Here is a 17,682-nt window from a genome sequence, read left to right on the forward strand (position 1 = left end):
TCATGCCCCAGAAAGTAATTCGTCCATCGCTTCGGTCAGGTCGTCGTCGGAAAAGGGTTTGCACAGAAAGCCCTGCGCACCTTCCTTCAAGGCCTGGATGGCGGTGGCCTTGTCGGCCAGTGCGGACACGACGAGTATCTTGATCTCCGGCTTGATCTTCTTGAGCTTGCGTATGCACTCCAAACCATCCATGCGGGGCATGGTCAGGTCCATGGTCACGATGTCGGGCTTGTCCGGCATGAAGCGCTCCACGGCCTCCTCACCATTCGAGGCGGTTGCCACCACCCGCATGTTGTGCCGTGTCAACGCGCGCGAAATCTTGCCGCGTATGACGTTGGAATCGTCAATGATCATGAGCTTGAGTTCCATCAGCTATGTGCCTCCGACTGCAAAGCGAGCGTTGCCAAATTGGATGAGGCAAACAGGTGAGACGGAATCTGCACACGGAAGTGGCAGTACTTGCCCGGCGCCGTACCGATGTGTATGCGCCCGCGCAGGCGGGCGACCAGGTCGCGCACCACGTCCAGCCCCACACCGCGACCGGCGTCCTCGTCCACGGTGTCGTGTGTGGAGAAGCCGGGCTTGAAGATGAGTTCGGTCAGTTGGCGCACGTCGGCCGTGCGTGCCTTCTCCGGGTTGAGGGAGCCAATGCGTACCGCGGCCTCACGCAACTTTTCAACGTTGATACCCGCGCCGTCGTCCCGGAAGCTCAACTCCAAGGCTCCGTCGCCTGCCTCAGACAGGTACACGGCAATAGCTCCCTGCTCCTCTTTACCCTGGTGGGCACGCTCTTGCGGCGTCTCCAGACCGTGGGTGACAGCATTTCGAATAAATTGGGTGACGATGGTGTCTATGGTTTCTCGCATGGCCTTGGTGATTTTTTCGAGATCCACACCGTGGTAGGTCAGATCGGCCTTCTTGCCTTTGCGGCTGGCGATCTGCTGTGCCAGATTGCGCCATTGGGTGACGAAAGGCGAGTTCTGGCGCACCGGGTCGTCCACCGGCTTGGGCGGCTCCACATTCACGACGCCGCGTACCTGGGCAATGCGGGCCATGGCTTCCTGGATGGCATGGAGCTCGCTATAGATGGTCCGCACCCGCACAATCACCGGCAACAGGTCTTCGTTTTGCAACTGCGGCTTATTGCGCAGGCCCTGCAATAAATCTTCAAAGCTGTGCAGCGAGGTGGCTATGGCCTGCAGGTTGAGCGCCGCAGCATCACCCTTGATGCGGTGCGCGATGCGGAAGAAGTGGTCTATGTCCGCGTTGGCAACACCGGATGCAGAGCCGCCCTTTAACGCTTCGTTGATGCGGTTGAGACCGGCAACAGCACCCTCCAGGAAATCGCGCATCTGGCTGGGATCGGCCTGCAGGATGTAGACCATCATGGCCATCTGGTCTTGCACTTGGCGTTCACTGTTGATCAGTTCACGTTCCAGCTTGACGCGGCGGGTGATGTCCGAAGCCGTTACCAGCAAGTGCGTGATCTTGCCCTTGTCGACCACGCGGTTGAAGCGGAAATTCAGGTACCGCGTCTCCACCGTCCCGTTGTCGCGGGTGGTGTTGATCTCCAGGGCATCCAGTGGGTTCAAGCTGGCGACCAGTTTTTCCTTCACATCAAAGCGCAGCAGCAGTTCGATGTACTCCTTGGTGGTGTCCAATGTCTTTTGCGACACCATGGGCTTGAGCAGCGCCAGGAAGTCCCCGCCGGGTTTGACCGTCACGCCCAAGACCTGGCCCAGTGCGCTGGATGTCTGACTACCGATGTGGAAGTTGTTGTCCAGCAGAAACAGCCCTTCTTGCATGGTGCGCAAAATGTTTTCAGTCTCGGCCTGCATACGCTCCACTTCGCTGTCACTGGCACGCAAGCGCCCCAGGAAGACGTAGACGATGAGCGCGAAGTTCAGGAACGCCAGCGCTATCCCTGCCGTCTGGATCTTGCGCAAGGCCGCAGCCTTGTCCGCCGACAGTGACTCCATGCGCGAGGTCAACAGGTTCGATGTCTCCAGCAAATTGAGGTTGTCGGGCACCAGCACCTGGAGCAAGGCGCCATAGTCTGCCGACGTAACGTTGTCTTTTTTGCGCAGCTCCTGCACCTGCTGGTTGATGGGGGCCCATAGCTCGTCCAGCAATTTGAAGAAAGCTGCGGCCTGCACATCGTCCTGCGGTGTCAGTGCGACCCGTGCACCTGTCTCCAATTGCATGCCCCCTTCGCGGAAGGCCGCCAGTGCGGCATTCAATGCGTCGACTGTGGAATACAGGTCCTTCAGCTCCGAGAAACTGGTGGCTCCATTGCTGTCAATCACACCCTGGGTTGCGCCCTGCTCCAACAACAGCACCGTCTTCACCACCTGTTGCACCTGGGTACGTTGTTGCCCCGCGAGGTTGAGGGAAACGGCGTCCGCTGCGATCTGGCGCGAGATCACGAAGGTCAGCACCATGACCGCACCGAAAATCACCAGGAAAACGCCCGTCAACACAATGACCAGGCGGTACTTACCGAGGTTCAACATAGCGCGTCACCTTCTGCAGCGTGGGAAACAGCATGGTTGCCGCAGCAGTGCGGCACGAAATCAAACATGACTACAACTCCTTAGGGGCCTGGGGCCCGAGCATTGCAGGCAGGGACCGTTGCAACGGCTTTGGTCATCTGCCTCGGGAGAACTCTCTTTTTTGCAGGCCTCGCTTCAGTAGTGGCGTCTGTAGCGTTCAGGCCGGCAGCGCAAGCCGGTCGGGGTCTTCCGCCAGCGCAACATCAGCCGTCTGCACTTCGCAACTGATGGAACAGGCAAATACGGGGTTTCCATCGACGACGGTTGGAGGAGCCATGCGGTGTGCCTTGAAGCCGGCAATGCGCAGCAGGCGCTCCACACCCAAGGGCGACACCGTGATGAAGCGCTTGGCGCCGTGGCGTGCGGCGCAATCCAGCGAGGCCTGCAACAAGCCGACCGCTATCGGCGATGAAAACTGGGCCAGTGCAGAGCTGCTTTGGGTGCTGAAGTCGACCGCAGCGAAACGGGACAGTTCCCATACATCCGGCGAATGGGGCAGCGGCACGCCGCCCAGCAGATGCGGAAATACCTCGCCGAGCAAATAGGGTCGCGTGGTGGGCAGCAGACGCGCCGTGCCAACCACCTCTTGTGCCGCGTTGTGGGCTACGACGTATACCGTGTCGTCCCGGTCGAACTGGTCGTACTCCAGCGCATTCTCACAACGCAACTGCCAGCCTAACTTTTCTACAAAGACCCGATGGCGGTAGCGCGCAACGCCGGCCATGATTTCCAAAGACAAATCTGCCGATGTCCCGGTCACAATGTTCACGTCATCTCCTTTTCGAAAAGAGGAGATTTATTGAACCGCGCTTATTGCAAGCGAGTAACTACCAGATTTGGTAGGCAGAGAAGTAACTTGTAATCAAGCGTAACGGGAGGCCACGGCGCTGGGCATGATTTCACGCCAGGCGAGCGCATCGACTACGGTGCCCAGTATTTCCAAATTGCCGTGCCAGGATGTGTCGCGACCGGTATCCTGCATCAACATCAGATTGCTCCGCGGCAGGCCCACGCGGATCCAACGCGGACCATTGACCGACGTGAGCAGACGCCAATCCCAGCCAATGGAAATTGTGGGGTCCTGGGTGCTGATCCACTCGGTGTACCCCGAGAGAGAAGTTTGCCGACCGCATCCCGCCGTAGGCGAGTTGGCCTCTATATCCACGCCTGAAACCAGATGCTCCAGCGGGGTCGATAGCAGTTGATCCAAGGTCAAGCGAATCAATCCATCGGGAGAGAGGTGCATAGGATGGGCTTGACGGAGGGTGGCGATCGCATCTGCTCAAAACAGACAGCGCAAATATAAGCCAATTATTTTTCTAATTCAACAGGCCCAGCATGGCAGCCCGCACGACGGCCGCGGTCCGGTTGGCCGTGCGCAATTTGGCAACCGAGTTCTTGATATGGAAGTTGACCGTGTTTTCCGAGATGGACAACAGGTCTGCGATCTCGTTCGAAGACTTGCCGTCGGCTGTCCACTTCAACACCTCGATCTCACGTGAAGTCAGATCGGGCTGCGACTCTTTGACCAGCTCCGAAACGAAGAGACGGGACAGCGCCAAGTGTGAAATATTGACCAACCAGCGCATCTTGACTTCCTGGCTGGCGAGTTCTGCGGGCGTGAGCGGGTCATAGGACCGCGCCAGCGACAGCATGCCACCGACCCCCACGGCGTCCAGGCTGGATTGGGCCCAGCCATAGCGCAAACCAAAGGATTGGCTCTCTTCCCACAGCGCGGGAGTGGTCTCAAACACGGCATGGGTCCACAGCAACGGCGTTTGGGACTGGCGACCATGGGCCACGGTGGGATCGGTGGCCAGGTAACCCGCACTGGCATAACGTGCCTGCCACTCCAGCGGATAGTTGCTGAGCATCATGGTGCGGGGATTGGAAATGGGCGTCGGCAGGCGCAAACCATAGGCGCAAAATTCGAAGCCCAGGGCCTGCGAAGCGCTTTCGATCTTCTCAAACACCTCGTCCACGGTTCGGCCCGTATCGGTAATACCCAGCAAGTCCCCCTGCCAAGTGTTCATATGTTCTCCTTAGGTTCGCATCCGTTCACTGCGGTTCAAACACACTTCCATCTTACGCTGGTGTCAAGGCTTTTCAAGAATTCGCCGGCCAAGCCGGACCTGAAATATTCCGCAACAAACCGATACCGGGGTGACAAGACGCTGTGCACCTTCGCGGTGCACCATGCGGACATGAGACAACACCACCACCGAACTTCCCCCCAGCGCGGCAGCGCGCACGATTTCAAGCACCCCGCGGGCCTTCTAGTCCCGATCGTCAACCCCAACCGCTGCGAAGGCAAAGGCCCTTGTGTGGATGTGTGCCCGGTCGATGTCTTCACCATGGGCGTGATGACACAGGACCAAAGGGCAAGCCTCAGCCTCAAAGGCACGATCAAGGGCTTCGTGCATGGCTGGAAGCAGGTGCAGGTGGTTCAGCCTGATGCCTGTCGAGCCTGCGGGCTGTGCGTCACGGCCTGCCCGGAGAGGGCCATCACACTCGCACGCGCAAAGCCACCTCTGGCTTGAGCCGGACCAGCCACGGTGTGAGAATGCCGGGCATGACCGACTCCGATGAACTTGCCTTGCTACTGACCCAGCGCCGCCAACCCGGCGCTGATTGCGCCGCGATCGACGCGGCCATCTTCGCCCGCTTCGGTCGCATGCAGGCCGTCATGTTCACCGATCTGGTCGGTTTCTCACGCGTGGTGGAGGCCTTTGGCATCGTGCACTTCCTGCAATTGATACAGGAATCGGAAGATCTATTTTTGCCCATGATCCGCGCGCACGGAGGCCAGTGTCTCAAGCACGAAGGCGACTCGCTGCTGGTGGTGTTTGATGCGCCCCGGCAGGCCCTGGCAGCCGCCCGTGCCATGGTCCAGGCCACGGTGACCAACAACCCAGGACGTGCACCCGAGGACCGCCTGGAAATCTGCATCGGCTTGGGCTACGGAACGGTTTTGCGCATTGATGACAATGAAGTCTGGGGTGCCGAGGTCAATGCGGCGTCCAAACTGGGTGAAGACATGGCCAAGGGCGGTGAGGTCTGGGTGACCGACGCCTTCCGCGAGGCTGTTTCCGACCAAACATTCATGGCTTGCGGCACGCTGTTTGGGAGCCGCACCATCTACCGGCTCCCGCCCGAGTAAGTGCTAAGCTGCCAAAGCTGTCAGCGTTTGAGGGCGCGCCACAGCGTGCGCAGCAAACACGCCTGCAGCGCCAGCCACAGCCAGGGGTCCAACACGGCATCCCATACATTGCCGCTGGGCAATCGCATAACCGTAAATAGCGCCACCGCCATGGGCAGCATCCATAGCCGCAGTTTGCGCGGTGGCGTAGAGGAGGCGCCCCACAGCCAGGGCAAAAGCGAAACCACCATTGCCGCGCCCACTGCCAACGGGCTAAAGCCCCAGGCATACAGCTGCCAGGGCAGCACGGCAAAGCTGTCTAGCAACAACAGCCACCCCAGCAGCACAGCCGTTATAGCCAGCCCCAGCGTAACGTGATGCGGTGCGGTCGGTGGCAGCAAACCGGCTCGGGTGGCAAAGAATCGCTCCCGCAGCAGTGCGTCGCACAACAGCACTGTCGTAATACTGGGCATTTGAAAAGCCAGGCCTAGCCAATAGGCAGGCGAATAGGGCCCCGGCACCCAGGTCCAGAGTGCCAGGACCAGCGCCACGCCCCATTGCCGCCCATCCAGCTTGCCAGCGTACGCAGGTTTCCAGCGGCCCATCAGGCCAGCGCCGAGGTAGGCCAGCACCACACTCCAGCCCAGATGCAGCCAAATCTGCATCACCCACTGGTGGGGCAATGCAGGCACATCCGTCGCCATGGCCTGGGCCAAGCCACTACTCCACCACCCGCTCATGGCTTGCCCTCAGCAGTGGCGGACAGGCGCTGCCACGCAATGCGGTGGCGGTCCACGGTGTAGCTGACCCATAGACTGCCCTGCGCCCACGCCATAGCGGGGTAGGAGAACTCGTCGTCGGGGGCACCCCGTTCCAGCGTCTTCACCAGGGCCCAGTTGCGGCCATCACCCGAGGTGCTGAGGTCCAATGTGCCGCGCGAAGCAATGGACGAGTTGTGGGCCAGCAGCATCTGCCCCGGTGCAAGGCCCCATGCGGCTACTGCGGCATCCGGATTGTCCAAGGCCAAGTCCGGTAAATCCACCCAATGCCGACCACCGTCTACCGTTTGAGCCACACCAATCTTGCCCTTGGGTCGCTCGTCGCGCATCAGTGCCAGCCACTGTTGCGGCGACTGCAGCACCAGGCTGGGCTGTAACAAATAAGACCGCTGCGACAGGCGCACCATGCCGCGGTAATCACCCTCTGCGTCAAAGCGCAGGGCCACGGGGTACTTGATACCCAATTCAAAATGCACGGGCAGAACCATGCCCCCATCCGCCAAAGCCATCGGCGCATTGCGCACCAAGAAGCTCGTGTTCCACAGCCAAGACAAGGGCAACACGCGCACCGGCTCGAAAGCCAACTCGGCCAGCCCATTGCCGGTGCTGCTTTGGCGCAGATGCAGGATGCGCGACGCGGCCCACCCCCCCCAACCGGTTGCAACAACAAACAGATGGACACGGCCCTTGCCGTCCATCCACGCCACCGGATTGCCCAGGCGACGCAAACCAAAGCCCAATTGATCACCTGCCACGAAGCGATTGACCACAAACCGCGCAGGAGCCCACTGCTGAGTGGCACGCAGGTACTGTGAAGCTGCAATCTGTACATTGGGCCCACTCTCACGGTCGCCGGAGAACCAGAAAACAGTCAGCGCAGCCGCATGGCCGGCAGGCATAGACAACAGGTTGCTGGCGTGGGCGGCCGCCATGCCGGCAGGCATGGGAATATCACCCTTGGTCGTCACTTCCAGGCGGGTCAAGTTGCTGGGTACCGACGCCTGGCTCCAAACCGCGGCAGCAGCAGGCGGCGCGATGGGGCGCTGCCACAGATCCAGCCCGCACACGGCGACCACCACCGCCAATGCGCACAGCACGCGCCAATAGGCGGAGCGACGGGTAAACAACAAGGGCATCAATTCAGGGCGGGGCGTGCGGTTGGGAACATCCGTATCTTAGTGGCACACAGAGCCATGCCCTTGCGGCCTGTGCGAACTCTCCAACGGGGCGAAAATCCGGCCATGACTACTCCCACCCTACTCAGCGTGCAGCCGCTAGGCTTTACTTGGCAAACCCTGGATCCCTTTCTGTTTTGCGTCCACCACAACGACGCGTATCCCGCCGGCAATACCGCCATGGGCCCGGCCGCTTCATTGGCAGGCCGCGATCTGGGGCAAGACTTTGCCGGCAAAGATGGCTGGCGCATGTACCACGGACAAACCATTCCAGGCTTTCCATCCCATCCCCACCGGGGCTTTGAAACCGTAACCATCACCCGCCAAGGTTTGATCGACCACTCCGACTCTCTGGGCGCAACGGCACGCTTTGGCGGGGGCGATGTGCAATGGCTGACGGCGGGCAAAGGCGTGGTGCACTGCGAGATGTTTCCGCTGCTGCACACCGACCGGCCCAATCCGATGGAGTTGTTCCAGATCTGGTTGAACCTGCCTGCCAAAAGCAAAATGGTGACCCCGCACTTCACGATGTTTTGGCGCGAAGACATTGCGCAAGTCCAATCAGTGGATGCCCATGGCAAGTCCACTGACATTGCCTGTGTGGCCGGTAGCCTGGGTAGCGCCCAGGGGCTGCCACCACCACCCGACTCCTGGGCATCCGAGCACGATTCGGACCTGGCCATCTGGACCATCAAGATGCAGGCCGGAGCCCGCTGGACACTGCCTGCGGCCAAAGGCCAGGGCACACGGCGCATGCTGTACTTCTTCGAAGGTGCGACCCTGCGCATCGCCGAGCAAGCAGTGCCCCCGTCGTCCGCCATTGAAGTGAAGGCGGGCTTGGATATCGAGCTGGTCGCGGGCGATGCACCTGTCGAACTGCTGGTGTTGCAAGGGCGGCCCATCAACGAGCCCATTGCACAGTACGGCCCCTTTGTCATGAACACCCAGGCCGAGATCCACCAGGCCTTTGCCGACTACCGTGCCACCGAATTCGGCGGTTGGCCCTGGCCCGCCAGCGACCCCGTTCACCCCCGCGAACAAGGCCGCTTTGCCAAGCACGCCGATGGCCGGGTAGAGCAACGTCCGGAATAGGAGCAGGAGCCGCTTGCGGCGGACCCTGCTATCACTTCAGCGAGTTCAAGCCTTGCTGAACTTGGGTTGGCTTACGTCAGCCGTCAGATAGCCGACCGCGGCGCCAAACTTGTCCTTGTAGTTGGCCTTGACCAAGGGGTCCAGCGCTGTCTTGACATTGGCATGGATGGCCAGCCATTCGCCCGCGTGCTGGAAGTTGCTCATGATGTAGGTCCAGCCGTTGAGCTCGTCCACGGCATGCAGGCCGGTGGACTCGCCACCCGCGGGGATGGACATGATGCGCGACAGCACCTTGGTGTCGACGTTGTAGGCCCACAAGAAGTTGTTGACGTGCTGGCTGCTGTCCTCACCAATGAACAGCGTGCGCATTTTTTCGGAGAACTTCAGGTTGTCCGGATTGCCCACCTTGTCGGGGTTGGCAGTATTGCCCAGCGCGTCGGCCGTGATGTCTTGGCCCACTAGCAAGGCCTTGGTATTGATGGGCATCCACTCGCTGTTGATCGCGGCACCGGTTGTGTCCTTCACACCACCACTCAGGTTCAGGGCCATCACGGCACCGGCTTTCAATACTGCGGGAATGGAGATGCCGTTGCCCGGCACATTGGCGGCATTGCCCGCCACCATGGAGCCTTCGCAGTTTTGCAATGCAGAGTAGGCGATCTTGTCCTTGGTGTTGACCGTCGTGCCTTCCATCTTGGTGAAGCCCATAGAAGCGCCGACCAAGGCCGCATAGCGCATGGTCTCCAGGAAGGCCGCCGCCTTTTCCTTGCCGGGCACCAGCTTGACCCATTCCACGCGACCGTTGGCGGTGATCTTGGTGTAGCTGGCATCCGATGGGTCTGCGCTCTTGACGTCCATGATGTCAGTGGGCTTGATGCCGCCATCCACCAGCGCGCGGATCTCAGCGCTCGTGGCAGAGCCTAGCTTGATCCAGGTCAGGGCCGCGCCTGCAGCGGCAGGGTCCAGGCTGAAGCCGGTACCGACCTTGGCCACGTAGAGGCTACCGGCAGACAGGTCTTTCTCTTTGTCAGCCACGAACACGAAGTAACCGGCGTTGGTGGCGTCGTTGCCCATCAGCGCGGTGCGGTTGTCGGGCATGACCTGAACCAGCTCGTGCGACAAACGGCCCATGCAGTAATGCTTCTTGATGGAGCCCGTTCCGTCGGCATTGACCGTCACCTCGGGCATGTGGCCGTAGTTGTAGGGGTTGGCCGCGGTCTCGCTGCCATAGAGGTTCTTGCTATAGCCCTTGAACTGCGCATCGTTGGCGATGGCAAAGGCATTGGGTTCGTACTCTTCGCTGGACAGGTGCGTGCCCCAGGGCGATAAGCTGGCGCCACAGGTAATCCACAGGCCGTTGACGGACGAGGTGTCCACATTGTGGTACTTCACCAGGGACAGCTTGCCGGTGGCCGGGTCCTGGTCCAAAGTCAGCACGGCAATGGGGGATGGCAGCTGGCCATACATGCTGGTCACACCGTCTTGTGCAAATGTGGTGTATTCAAACTGCACCACGGCAAACACGGTGTTGCCCTTGACGCCGGTGACCTTGGCACCCGCCACGCTCAGCAGCGAAGTGCCGTCGGGCGAATCCGAGAAGAACTGGCGCTCCTTGCCGGCAACGCTCTTGTCGATGATGGGTTTGTTGTTGATGTCGTAGTAACCACCGGCCAAAACCTTGCCGCCGTTACCGTCTGACACCATGTCGCCCGTCACAAAGAATGGCTGGTAGGCCAGCTTGTAGTCCAGCTTGCTGCTGTCGCTGAATTTGACCGACATCGTCGAGCCCACGGTCGTCGTGGCCATCGCGGCCGCATTCGTCAAGCCGGGTGCGGTCGTGCTGGAGAAGCCAACCGAACTGAACGTGATCGGGGCAACGGAAGAGCCACCACCACAGGCAGTCAACGACAGACCAGCAAAGGCAGAGGTCAACGGCAACAAGGGGGCACCGGCAAAGGCTTGCAGCAGGGAACGGCGGGAAAGATTGAGAGTGTTAGACATAAGAGGCCAGTGTGTGGGCAGACAGAGGAAAGAGCCGCAACGGGGTGTAGCTAGGCTCGCGTGAGGCGGCATCATGCAGGGGCGGCATGTCAAATCCGTGACGTTTCCGCGCAAATTCCATGACAAAGCTGTATGCCCCGCTGGCCAAGGCCATACATGTTGATACGATGCCTTGATGCAAATCTTGCGATGCCTTCTCGTCGGCCTGATCGTCTGGCTGGGCGCGGGTCTACCCAGCCGAGCCCACGCCGATGTGATCGCGCTCAAGCAAGCCAGCGTGGAGCTGACCGTCAACGGCGAGTCGGCCTTTGCCGAAGTGCAGTTGCCCTATGGTTGGGATTCGCACCACAAGGGCGTAACCGGCCTGGGCCGGTTTGTGTTGGTCTTTGACGGCCCCGCCGCCGCCCCGCGCACACCTTGGGCTCTGTACTTCCACCGCTTGGGCAATGCTTACCAGGTCAAGCTCAATGGCGTGGTGCTGGATGCCAATGGCCCCATCAGCGATGCGGAAGCCAATGCCGACGTGGTGCAGCTCACCGGCGGTGCTACCGCTGAGCAGCAGCCTACCCCAGCCGAAACCACCTTCAGCGATTACGCCAAGATTCCGCGCTTTGTGCGCATCCCTCCTGGGGTGATGCTGCCCCACAACCAGTTGGAAATCACGATACGCTCCGAGAGCGGGCGCCGCTCCGGCGTGCCTGTGGTGTGGGTTGGTCCCAAGGAGGAGTTGGAACCCATCTACCAACGTGAATTCGCCATCCGCGTGGGCGGCTCGGGCGTGCTGTCGGTGTTCAGCCTGATCGTTGGCATCTTCGCCAGTGTGCTGTGGATCTCACAGACCGACCCTCGCCCAGAGCGCCGCGGCATGCGAGACCGCCTATATTTGTTCGCCGCACTGGCTGAATTCTCCTGGGCCTTCTTGATTGGCGATACCGTCATCGAGCACCCGCCTCTGCCCTGGCACTGGTGGTCCGTGGCCATCAATATGGCCTTGGCGATATGGTTGGGGTCCCTGCTGATGTTCTGCCACACCGTTGCCGGTTGGGAAAGCAGCCGCGGCAGCACCGCTTTGAAGGGGCTGGTGGCTGCCCTGATATTGACCGGGCCCGCCGTTGCATTTGCGACCGTCAGCCTGCCCATGCCCTTGCTACTGACGCTGTGGCAAGCGGCTTTTGCACTGGTCTTTGTGCCAACCAGCCTGGTGTTTGTGGCCCAGGCACTGCGCAAGACGAGCACCGGCATGCACCGCATGGTAGCCATCGCCTTCATCGTCAACGTGCCGGTAGGCGTGTACGACTTCTATGTGATACGCATGGGTGAATCCTTTGGCAACCATGCCCATCTGCGCTACACCGCAACGCTGTTTGGGCTGGCCTTGGGTGCCATTGCCATTGAGCGCTTTCGCAAAGCCAATCTGCGGGTGCGGGACATGCTGGACACACTGGCCATTCGCGTAGAAGACAAGGAACGCGAGTTGTCCGACACCTACCAACGGATGGAAGGCATCGCCCGCGAACAGGAGCGGGGGCAGGAGCGGGCCCGCATCCTGCGTGACATGCACGACGGCGTGGGCTCCCACATCAGTTCGGCGATACGCCAACTGAAGTCGGGCCACGCAAACCCGGATGAGATTCTGCTGACGCTGCAAGATTCGCTGGACCAACTCAAGCTGTCCATCGACGCATTGAACCTGCCACCGGGCGACATCACCGCGCTGCTGGCCAATCTGCGCTACCGGCTGGAACCCCGCTTTCGCGCCATGGGCTTGACCCTGGAATGGGCGGTGGTGCCCCTGCCCGATGTGCCCCGATTGGATGCCGGCGCCATGCGCCAACTGCAGTACATCATTTTTGAAGCCCTCTCCAATGTGATGCAGCACGCGCAGGCCAGCGTGCTGCGCATTGAGGCCACGCCCACGCCGCGCGGGCTGAACACCGCGCAGCACCCGGTGCGCATACGGGTATGCGACAACGGCCTGGGTTTCGACACACAGCAGGTAGGGCGCAAGGGCCTGGCGTCCATGGAGGAGCGGGCCAAGGCCATTGGCGCGCAGGTCCAGATCAGCAGCCACCCCGGTACCACGGTGGTGGAGCTTCGACTAAGCTGATGGCGCCGATTGGCTTAAGAAAATCTGGCCGCTAGCCCTCGTCAACATTACACATGTTGCTATCTTTTTAGAAGCAATCGAATGCACAGTGCCCCATCCGCCAGAGCGCACACCGGGCTAGGCCGCCGTCACCTGGGCGTAGGCCCAGCGCAGCCAGGGCAGTAGCGCCTGCAAGTCCGCCGCCTCTACGGTGGCTCCGCACCAGATGCGAAGACCGGCCGGAGCATCCTTATAGGCGCCGATGTCGTAAGCCACGCCCTCGGCCTCGATCAGCGCGATCATCCGTTTGACCTGCGCGTCGGTGACGGCCAGCGTCATGCAGACGCTGGTGTTGGAGCGGTAGGCAGGTTCCTTGGGCAAAAACGAGATCCAGTCATGGGCGGCCACAAAGTCTTCGATGATCCGCAGATTGGCCTGGCTGCGCGCCATTGTGGCTTGCACGCCGCCCAGGCTGTCCACCCAGGCCAGGGCATCCAGGTAATCGGACACGCACAGCATGGACGGCGTGTTGATGGTGTCGCCCTGGAACAGGCTTTCCATCAGCTTGCCATTCGATGTCATGCGGAAGATCTTGGGCAGCGGCCAGGCGGGTGTGTAGCTTTCCAGGCGTGCCACAGCACGGGGGCTCAGTACCAGCATGCCGTGCCCGCCCTCGCCACCCAGCACCTTTTGCCAGGAGAAGGTCACCACATCCAGCTTGTCCCAGGGCAGATCCATGGCGAACACAGCCGACGTGGCATCGCAAATGGTCAGGCCACCGCGGTCGGCGGGGATCCAATCACCGTTGGGCACTTTGACGCCGGAGGTCGTGCCGTTCCATGTGAAGACAACGTCGTGCTCAAAATTGACACGGCCCAGATCGGGGAGTTCGCCATAGCTGGCGGTCAGCGTGTTCACCCCCGGCAGTTTGAGCTGGTGCACGATGTCGTTGACCCAGGTCGCGCCAAAGGTCTCCCAGGCCAGCACGTCCACACCACGTGGCCCCAGCAAGGACCATAGGGCCATCTCCACCGCACCGGTGTCGGACGCGGGCACCACGGCCACACGGTAGCCAGACGGCAGGCCCAGGATGCGGGCGGTTTCGGAGCAGGCCAGCCCCAACGCCTTCTTGCCCAGCGCGGAACGGTGCGAACGGCCCAGCGTGTCCAACTGCAGCTTGGAAACATCGTAGCCAGGGCGCTTGCTGCAAGGGCCTGAAGAGAAGTTGGGGTTCTGGGGTTTAACCGTGGGTTGCATCGGGATCTCGTGTGGAACAAAAAAAATCAAAGCGCCCCGCAGGGCGCAAGTACAGGGAAAGCGGTGGTGGACTACTTCTCAGCGACCGATTTGAGGGTTGCCAAACCGCGCTCAAAGTCTTTGCCAATCATGCTGTCCATGCTAACAAAGACGCCCATGACTTTGGAGATGTAGGGGCTGGGGCCAAACATGGCCCAGGTCACGGTGGTTGTGCCGCCACTATTGGCCAATGTGTATTGCGTAGTGTTGTGGCCTTCGAAGGGCTTCAAGAAATCCAGCTTGATGGTCACGCCAGCATTGGGGTCGGTCTTCAAAATCTCCATGCGCCCCGCACCGACCGCATCGTTGCCCGACCATTCGTATACGGCCCCTTGCCCACTGGGCGCGCCACTGTAGGTCACTTGCATGCCAGGATCGAGGTTCTGCCACGGCGACCAGGCGGGAAACTGGTGGAAGTCATTCAGCAAGGCATACACCTTGGCGGGTTCAGCCTTGATCGCAATGCTGCGCTCCACGCGGAAGGTGTCCGGCCGGGTTGTGGCAAAAATCAGCACCAGCGCAATCAAGGCCAGCAGGCCGAGCAGGATTTTCTTGACCATATTCAGGACTCCTTGGTGGAATGTGCAGGAACGCCTGCACTATACCGAATGCCTGGGAGGCGCAGGCTCTTCGGGCTCCACTCAGGATTGGCTGGCGGGCGGTGGCCCGGGTTCGGGTGGCGTTCGGGCAGTATCCCCCGCATCCAATTGCAGAAAGCGCTCCTCGATGAAATTTTTCTCGGTCTGGTTGCGCTGGAATGCCCCTTCCAGTTGGGCAATGCGGGCCAGCAGCTCCGCTTCGCGGGCGGCCAGGGCGTCGATCTGCTGTTGCTGCCCTTCTATCAGGCCACTCTGGTCCACGCCACCATCCCCGCTACTGGCGGAGAAATCTTGGGCGTTGATCTGCGCCCGAATCTCGTCCAATTGCTGGGCATTGGCCTGCGCATGCTGCTCAGCGGCCTCGGCACGCTCCCGGGCCTTTTGCAACTGCTCTTCCAACTCCACGGTGCGCTGCATCAGGCTGTCGACCACGCTTTGCTGGATACCTTTGGCATCGCCGATCTCTTCGCGCAGCTCGTTGTTCGCCTGCGAAGCATCCTTGAGCCGGTACTTGGTCTGGTCGATCTCGTCTTGCAAGGCGTGGGTCTTGGCCAAAGCCGCGTTCAATTCTTCGTGCAATTTGGCGCGCAGCTCCTCGCCGCCCAGATGCTGGCTGCCGCCACCGTCGGCCGCATCGCGCTCCATCGCGTTCTTGGCCATCAGCACCTTCATGCGCTCGACCAAGGTCTTGATCTGCGACGACAGCTCGACTACCGCCCGGCCACTGGAGCTCTCCCGCGCCATCAGGGCGTCGTTGTTGCGCTCCATTTCGTTAAACGCCCTACGCACCACTACTTTGATGTGCGTTCCCACCTCCACAACCGAGCTGGCCGCCTTTTGCAAGTTGATCTGCGTGGTTTCGGTGGTGTCCAGAATGCGCATCAGCAGATAGCCCGCGCCGATCATGAAGACCAGGTTGCAAAAGAAGACGAAGGCCAGTGCCGCGTTAAGCAGGGTCATGGTGCCGCCATCACAAAGAAGGCCATGCGCCCCTCGCCATAACCGGGTATGGCGATGCGGAAGTCCGAGCGCCGCCCACTTTGGGCCAAGACCTCGGACAGTTTGGCAAAGGTATTTTTGACAATACTGGCCTTGGCCAGGGACACGGTGATTGGGCCGGGGTCCGCCGTCTCGGCAATGCATTGGGCCACGGCGCGCATGAAGTCGTTGGCCTTGTTCAGCATCGTGTCATCGGGCTGGCCCGAATCCATGGCTGCACGCACCTCGGGCGGCAGCTTGCGGGAGGCACCGCCTCCCACCATGCACACGGCATTGCCGTCCATGACGCCAATGGCATAAACGCCTTTATGGCCCGTACCCACATACAAACCCAGCAGGTTGTTGGGCGTGAGCTTCTCGGTCGTCATCGGCTCCCGCGCGATCAGGCGAAACGGGATATTGCCCAGCGTGGCCTGCAACTGCTTGTGCAACGCCGGCTCAGTGACAGGCTCCTGGTCTTTCTTTTGGGCGGCCGTGGGGCTGGGCACCAGCTTGGCCAAATCCTTGACGGAGGACACCACGGCTGCGGCCAGCTCGGCATCGTCAAAGGGTTTGTGCACGATGAACATCGCGCCATTGCTGATGGCCTGGTCCAGCATGGCCGGCGTCTTCTCCGTGGTCACAAAACCAACCCGAATATTGGCATGACCCATTTGGCGCAATGCCTGCACCATCTCCAGGCCGGACACCTTTGGCATGTGCCAGTCGGTGATCACCAGATCGGGCACAAAGGACTCGATGATGTCCAAGGCCTGTTCACCGTCTAGCGCCGTCTGGACTTCAACGGGCTCGTAACCGCATTTGACAATGGCCCGCCGCACAATGGCCTGGATGGCCCGACTGTCATCCACCACCAAAAACTTCAGTGGTTTGGAAAGATGGATAGTCGTTGCTTTCATGGACTCACTTCACGACGGCGAACTCAAACAATCGTACAGCACGATCAACACACTGCGTGCACCCGAAGACTCCTGGTATACCGCCCTGGTAATACTGTTTTCGGCGATATGGGCGTATTCCGTAGCGTTGGCATGGCGGGGCAGGCCCAGCTTGACGTCTTGCTCTGCGCCAAAATGTGCCGCTGTGCAGTCCGACAGCACATTGCAGACTTCGGCGCAGGCATCGCGCAGCTCGGCGTCCCCCACTTGCTCCTGCGGCACGCCAAACATATAAGCCGCCACATGGGCCGCGTCGCTGCGCTGCATCAACACCCCCACCCCCGCCTGCAATGCGTGTTGTGTGACGGTCAGTGGCATAACGAAACAGAATTCGGCAAAGCACGCAGCGTCCATACCACCGGGCCGGTAGTCAAAGCTGCGCCGCTCCCCGCTCAAGAACCGCCAGGCCCGGGCCAGGCTGGATTGCACATCCGCAATCTCCACGGGGTAGACCAGATCTGTCATGGATCAGGCCACCAACTCGGCAATGCTTTTGGTAGCCGCAGCACCGCAGGCCCCGAATTGAAAGCCGACCTTGAAGCCCTGGCCGCTGGCCAAGACCCCGTAGACCGACACCGCGGGTACGCTGAATGCATGGCGCTTGCCGCCGTGGAAGATGTCGAACTCCAGCATGCATTGGATGCGGCTGGGCAACATGTCTTCCACCATCACGCAGGCGCCGGTCAGCGACATATCGACCATCTTGCCCCCCAAGGCACCCCGGCCGGGTATGAGCACGCGGGCGCGGCCTGTCATCTTTTTGCGCTCAGCGGCGCGGGCTTCTACGGCCGCGACGCGGGGGGCTGCGGGTGATGCAGGCGTGGGCGTGACAAAGGGTTCAGCAGGTAAACGCCCCTGGCGGGCCAGCTCTTCACGGTAGGCGCGACCGGCTGCGCTACCGCCACCACCGGGTGCGGCCGCCGGTTCAGGTGTCTCCGGTGCTGCGGGTTCTGTCACGGCAACACCGGCAAGCGGCGCCCACAAGCCTTGCCGAGCAAAAGCATTGAACCGAGGCAACCCATGCAC

18 protein-coding genes are annotated in these 17,682 nt (G+C 61.0%); 4 read left to right on the forward strand and 14 right to left on the reverse strand.

Annotation, left to right across the window (positions count from 1 at the left end; all coding sequences use genetic code 11):
• The 5 genes from AC07OO_RS04700 to AC07OO_RS04720 form a co-directional block, all read right to left on the reverse strand.
• Positions 1-369, reverse strand: a complete 369-nt coding sequence (locus AC07OO_RS04700) for a response regulator (RefSeq protein ID WP_495080886.1) — start codon at positions 367-369, stop codon at positions 1-3.
• Positions 369-2,513, reverse strand: coding sequence for an ATP-binding protein (locus tag AC07OO_RS04705; protein WP_495080887.1), 2,145 nt, complete (start codon positions 2,511-2,513; stop codon positions 369-371). Before AC07OO_RS04705 ends, AC07OO_RS04700 begins: the two co-directional genes overlap by 1 nt.
• A 196-nt stretch (positions 2,514-2,709) precedes the next feature.
• On the reverse strand, positions 2,710-3,321 hold the full coding sequence (locus AC07OO_RS04710; RefSeq protein WP_495080888.1) for an acyl-homoserine-lactone synthase: 612 nt from the start codon (positions 3,319-3,321) through the stop codon (positions 2,710-2,712).
• A 93-nt stretch (positions 3,322-3,414) separates the two neighbouring features.
• Positions 3,415-3,798 (reverse strand): DUF4902 domain-containing protein, encoded by a 384-nt coding sequence (locus AC07OO_RS04715; protein WP_495080889.1) that lies wholly within the window; start codon positions 3,796-3,798, stop codon positions 3,415-3,417.
• A gap of 73 nt (positions 3,799-3,871) precedes the next feature.
• Positions 3,872-4,585 carry an autoinducer binding domain-containing protein gene (locus tag AC07OO_RS04720; RefSeq protein WP_495080890.1) on the reverse strand — a complete coding sequence of 238 codons (714 nt, stop codon included), beginning with the start codon at positions 4,583-4,585 and terminating at the stop codon, positions 3,872-3,874.
• Here AC07OO_RS04720 and AC07OO_RS04725 point away from each other — a divergent pair, their 5' ends adjacent.
• Entirely contained in the window at positions 4,586-5,092 is a 507-nt protein-coding gene (locus AC07OO_RS04725) for a 4Fe-4S dicluster domain-containing protein (RefSeq protein ID WP_495080891.1), read from the forward strand. It abuts the gene before it with no gap.
• 32 nt (positions 5,093-5,124) lie between these two features.
• The gene (locus AC07OO_RS04730) at positions 5,125-5,712 is read left to right on the forward strand and encodes an adenylate/guanylate cyclase domain-containing protein (protein WP_495080892.1); all 588 of its coding nucleotides are present in this window, start codon (positions 5,125-5,127) and stop codon (positions 5,710-5,712) included.
• Between the two features lie 20 nt (positions 5,713-5,732).
• On the opposite strand, the gene AC07OO_RS04735 is transcribed toward AC07OO_RS04730, so the two are convergent.
• Positions 5,733-6,431 (reverse strand): hypothetical protein, encoded by a 699-nt coding sequence (locus AC07OO_RS04735; protein ID WP_495080893.1) that lies wholly within the window; start codon positions 6,429-6,431, stop codon positions 5,733-5,735.
• Complete coding sequence (locus AC07OO_RS04740; RefSeq protein ID WP_495080894.1) at positions 6,428-7,600, reverse strand: exo-alpha-sialidase; 1,173 nt, start codon at positions 7,598-7,600, stop codon at positions 6,428-6,430. The genes AC07OO_RS04735 and AC07OO_RS04740 overlap by 4 nt, the downstream gene beginning before the upstream one ends.
• A 111-nt stretch (positions 7,601-7,711) precedes the next feature.
• Between AC07OO_RS04740 and AC07OO_RS04745 the strand changes: the two genes are divergently transcribed.
• Positions 7,712-8,737: a pirin family protein gene (locus tag AC07OO_RS04745; protein ID WP_495080895.1), complete on the forward strand. Its 1,026-nt coding sequence runs from the start codon at positions 7,712-7,714 to the stop codon at positions 8,735-8,737.
• Between the two features lie 45 nt (positions 8,738-8,782).
• Here the strand turns inward: AC07OO_RS04745 and AC07OO_RS04750 are convergent, their stop codons facing one another.
• On the reverse strand, positions 8,783-10,738 hold the full coding sequence (locus AC07OO_RS04750) for a PhoX family protein (protein WP_495080896.1): 1,956 nt from the start codon (positions 10,736-10,738) through the stop codon (positions 8,783-8,785).
• A gap of 175 nt (positions 10,739-10,913) precedes the next feature.
• On the opposite strand from AC07OO_RS04750, the gene AC07OO_RS04755 reads away from it, so the two are divergent.
• Positions 10,914-12,845 carry a sensor histidine kinase gene (locus AC07OO_RS04755; RefSeq protein WP_495080897.1) on the forward strand — a complete coding sequence of 644 codons (1,932 nt, stop codon included), beginning with the start codon at positions 10,914-10,916 and terminating at the stop codon, positions 12,843-12,845.
• A gap of 117 nt (positions 12,846-12,962) precedes the next feature.
• Here the strand turns inward: AC07OO_RS04755 and AC07OO_RS04760 are convergent, their stop codons facing one another.
• The 6 genes from AC07OO_RS04760 to AC07OO_RS04785 form a co-directional block, all read right to left on the reverse strand.
• On the reverse strand, positions 12,963-14,081 hold the full coding sequence (locus AC07OO_RS04760) for a phosphoserine transaminase (protein ID WP_495080898.1): 1,119 nt from the start codon (positions 14,079-14,081) through the stop codon (positions 12,963-12,965).
• A gap of 71 nt (positions 14,082-14,152) precedes the next feature.
• Positions 14,153-14,680 carry an SRPBCC family protein gene (locus AC07OO_RS04765; RefSeq protein ID WP_495080899.1) on the reverse strand — a complete coding sequence of 176 codons (528 nt, stop codon included), beginning with the start codon at positions 14,678-14,680 and terminating at the stop codon, positions 14,153-14,155.
• 81 nt (positions 14,681-14,761) lie between these two features.
• Positions 14,762-15,679: a hypothetical protein gene (locus AC07OO_RS04770; RefSeq protein WP_495080900.1), complete on the reverse strand. Its 918-nt coding sequence runs from the start codon at positions 15,677-15,679 to the stop codon at positions 14,762-14,764.
• Positions 15,676-16,617 carry a response regulator gene (locus AC07OO_RS04775; protein ID WP_495080901.1) on the reverse strand — a complete coding sequence of 314 codons (942 nt, stop codon included), beginning with the start codon at positions 16,615-16,617 and terminating at the stop codon, positions 15,676-15,678. The genes AC07OO_RS04770 and AC07OO_RS04775 overlap by 4 nt, the downstream gene beginning before the upstream one ends.
• A 9-nt stretch (positions 16,618-16,626) precedes the next feature.
• Positions 16,627-17,121 (reverse strand): hypothetical protein, encoded by a 495-nt coding sequence (locus AC07OO_RS04780; protein WP_495080902.1) that lies wholly within the window; start codon positions 17,119-17,121, stop codon positions 16,627-16,629.
• 3 nt (positions 17,122-17,124) lie between these two features.
• Entirely contained in the window at positions 17,125-17,613 is a 489-nt protein-coding gene (locus AC07OO_RS04785) for a hypothetical protein (RefSeq protein ID WP_495080903.1), read from the reverse strand.
• Between the last annotated feature and the right edge of the window lie 69 nt (positions 17,614-17,682).

The sequence above is a fragment of the Rhodoferax sp. GW821-FHT07G04 genome, assembly GCF_059418585.1.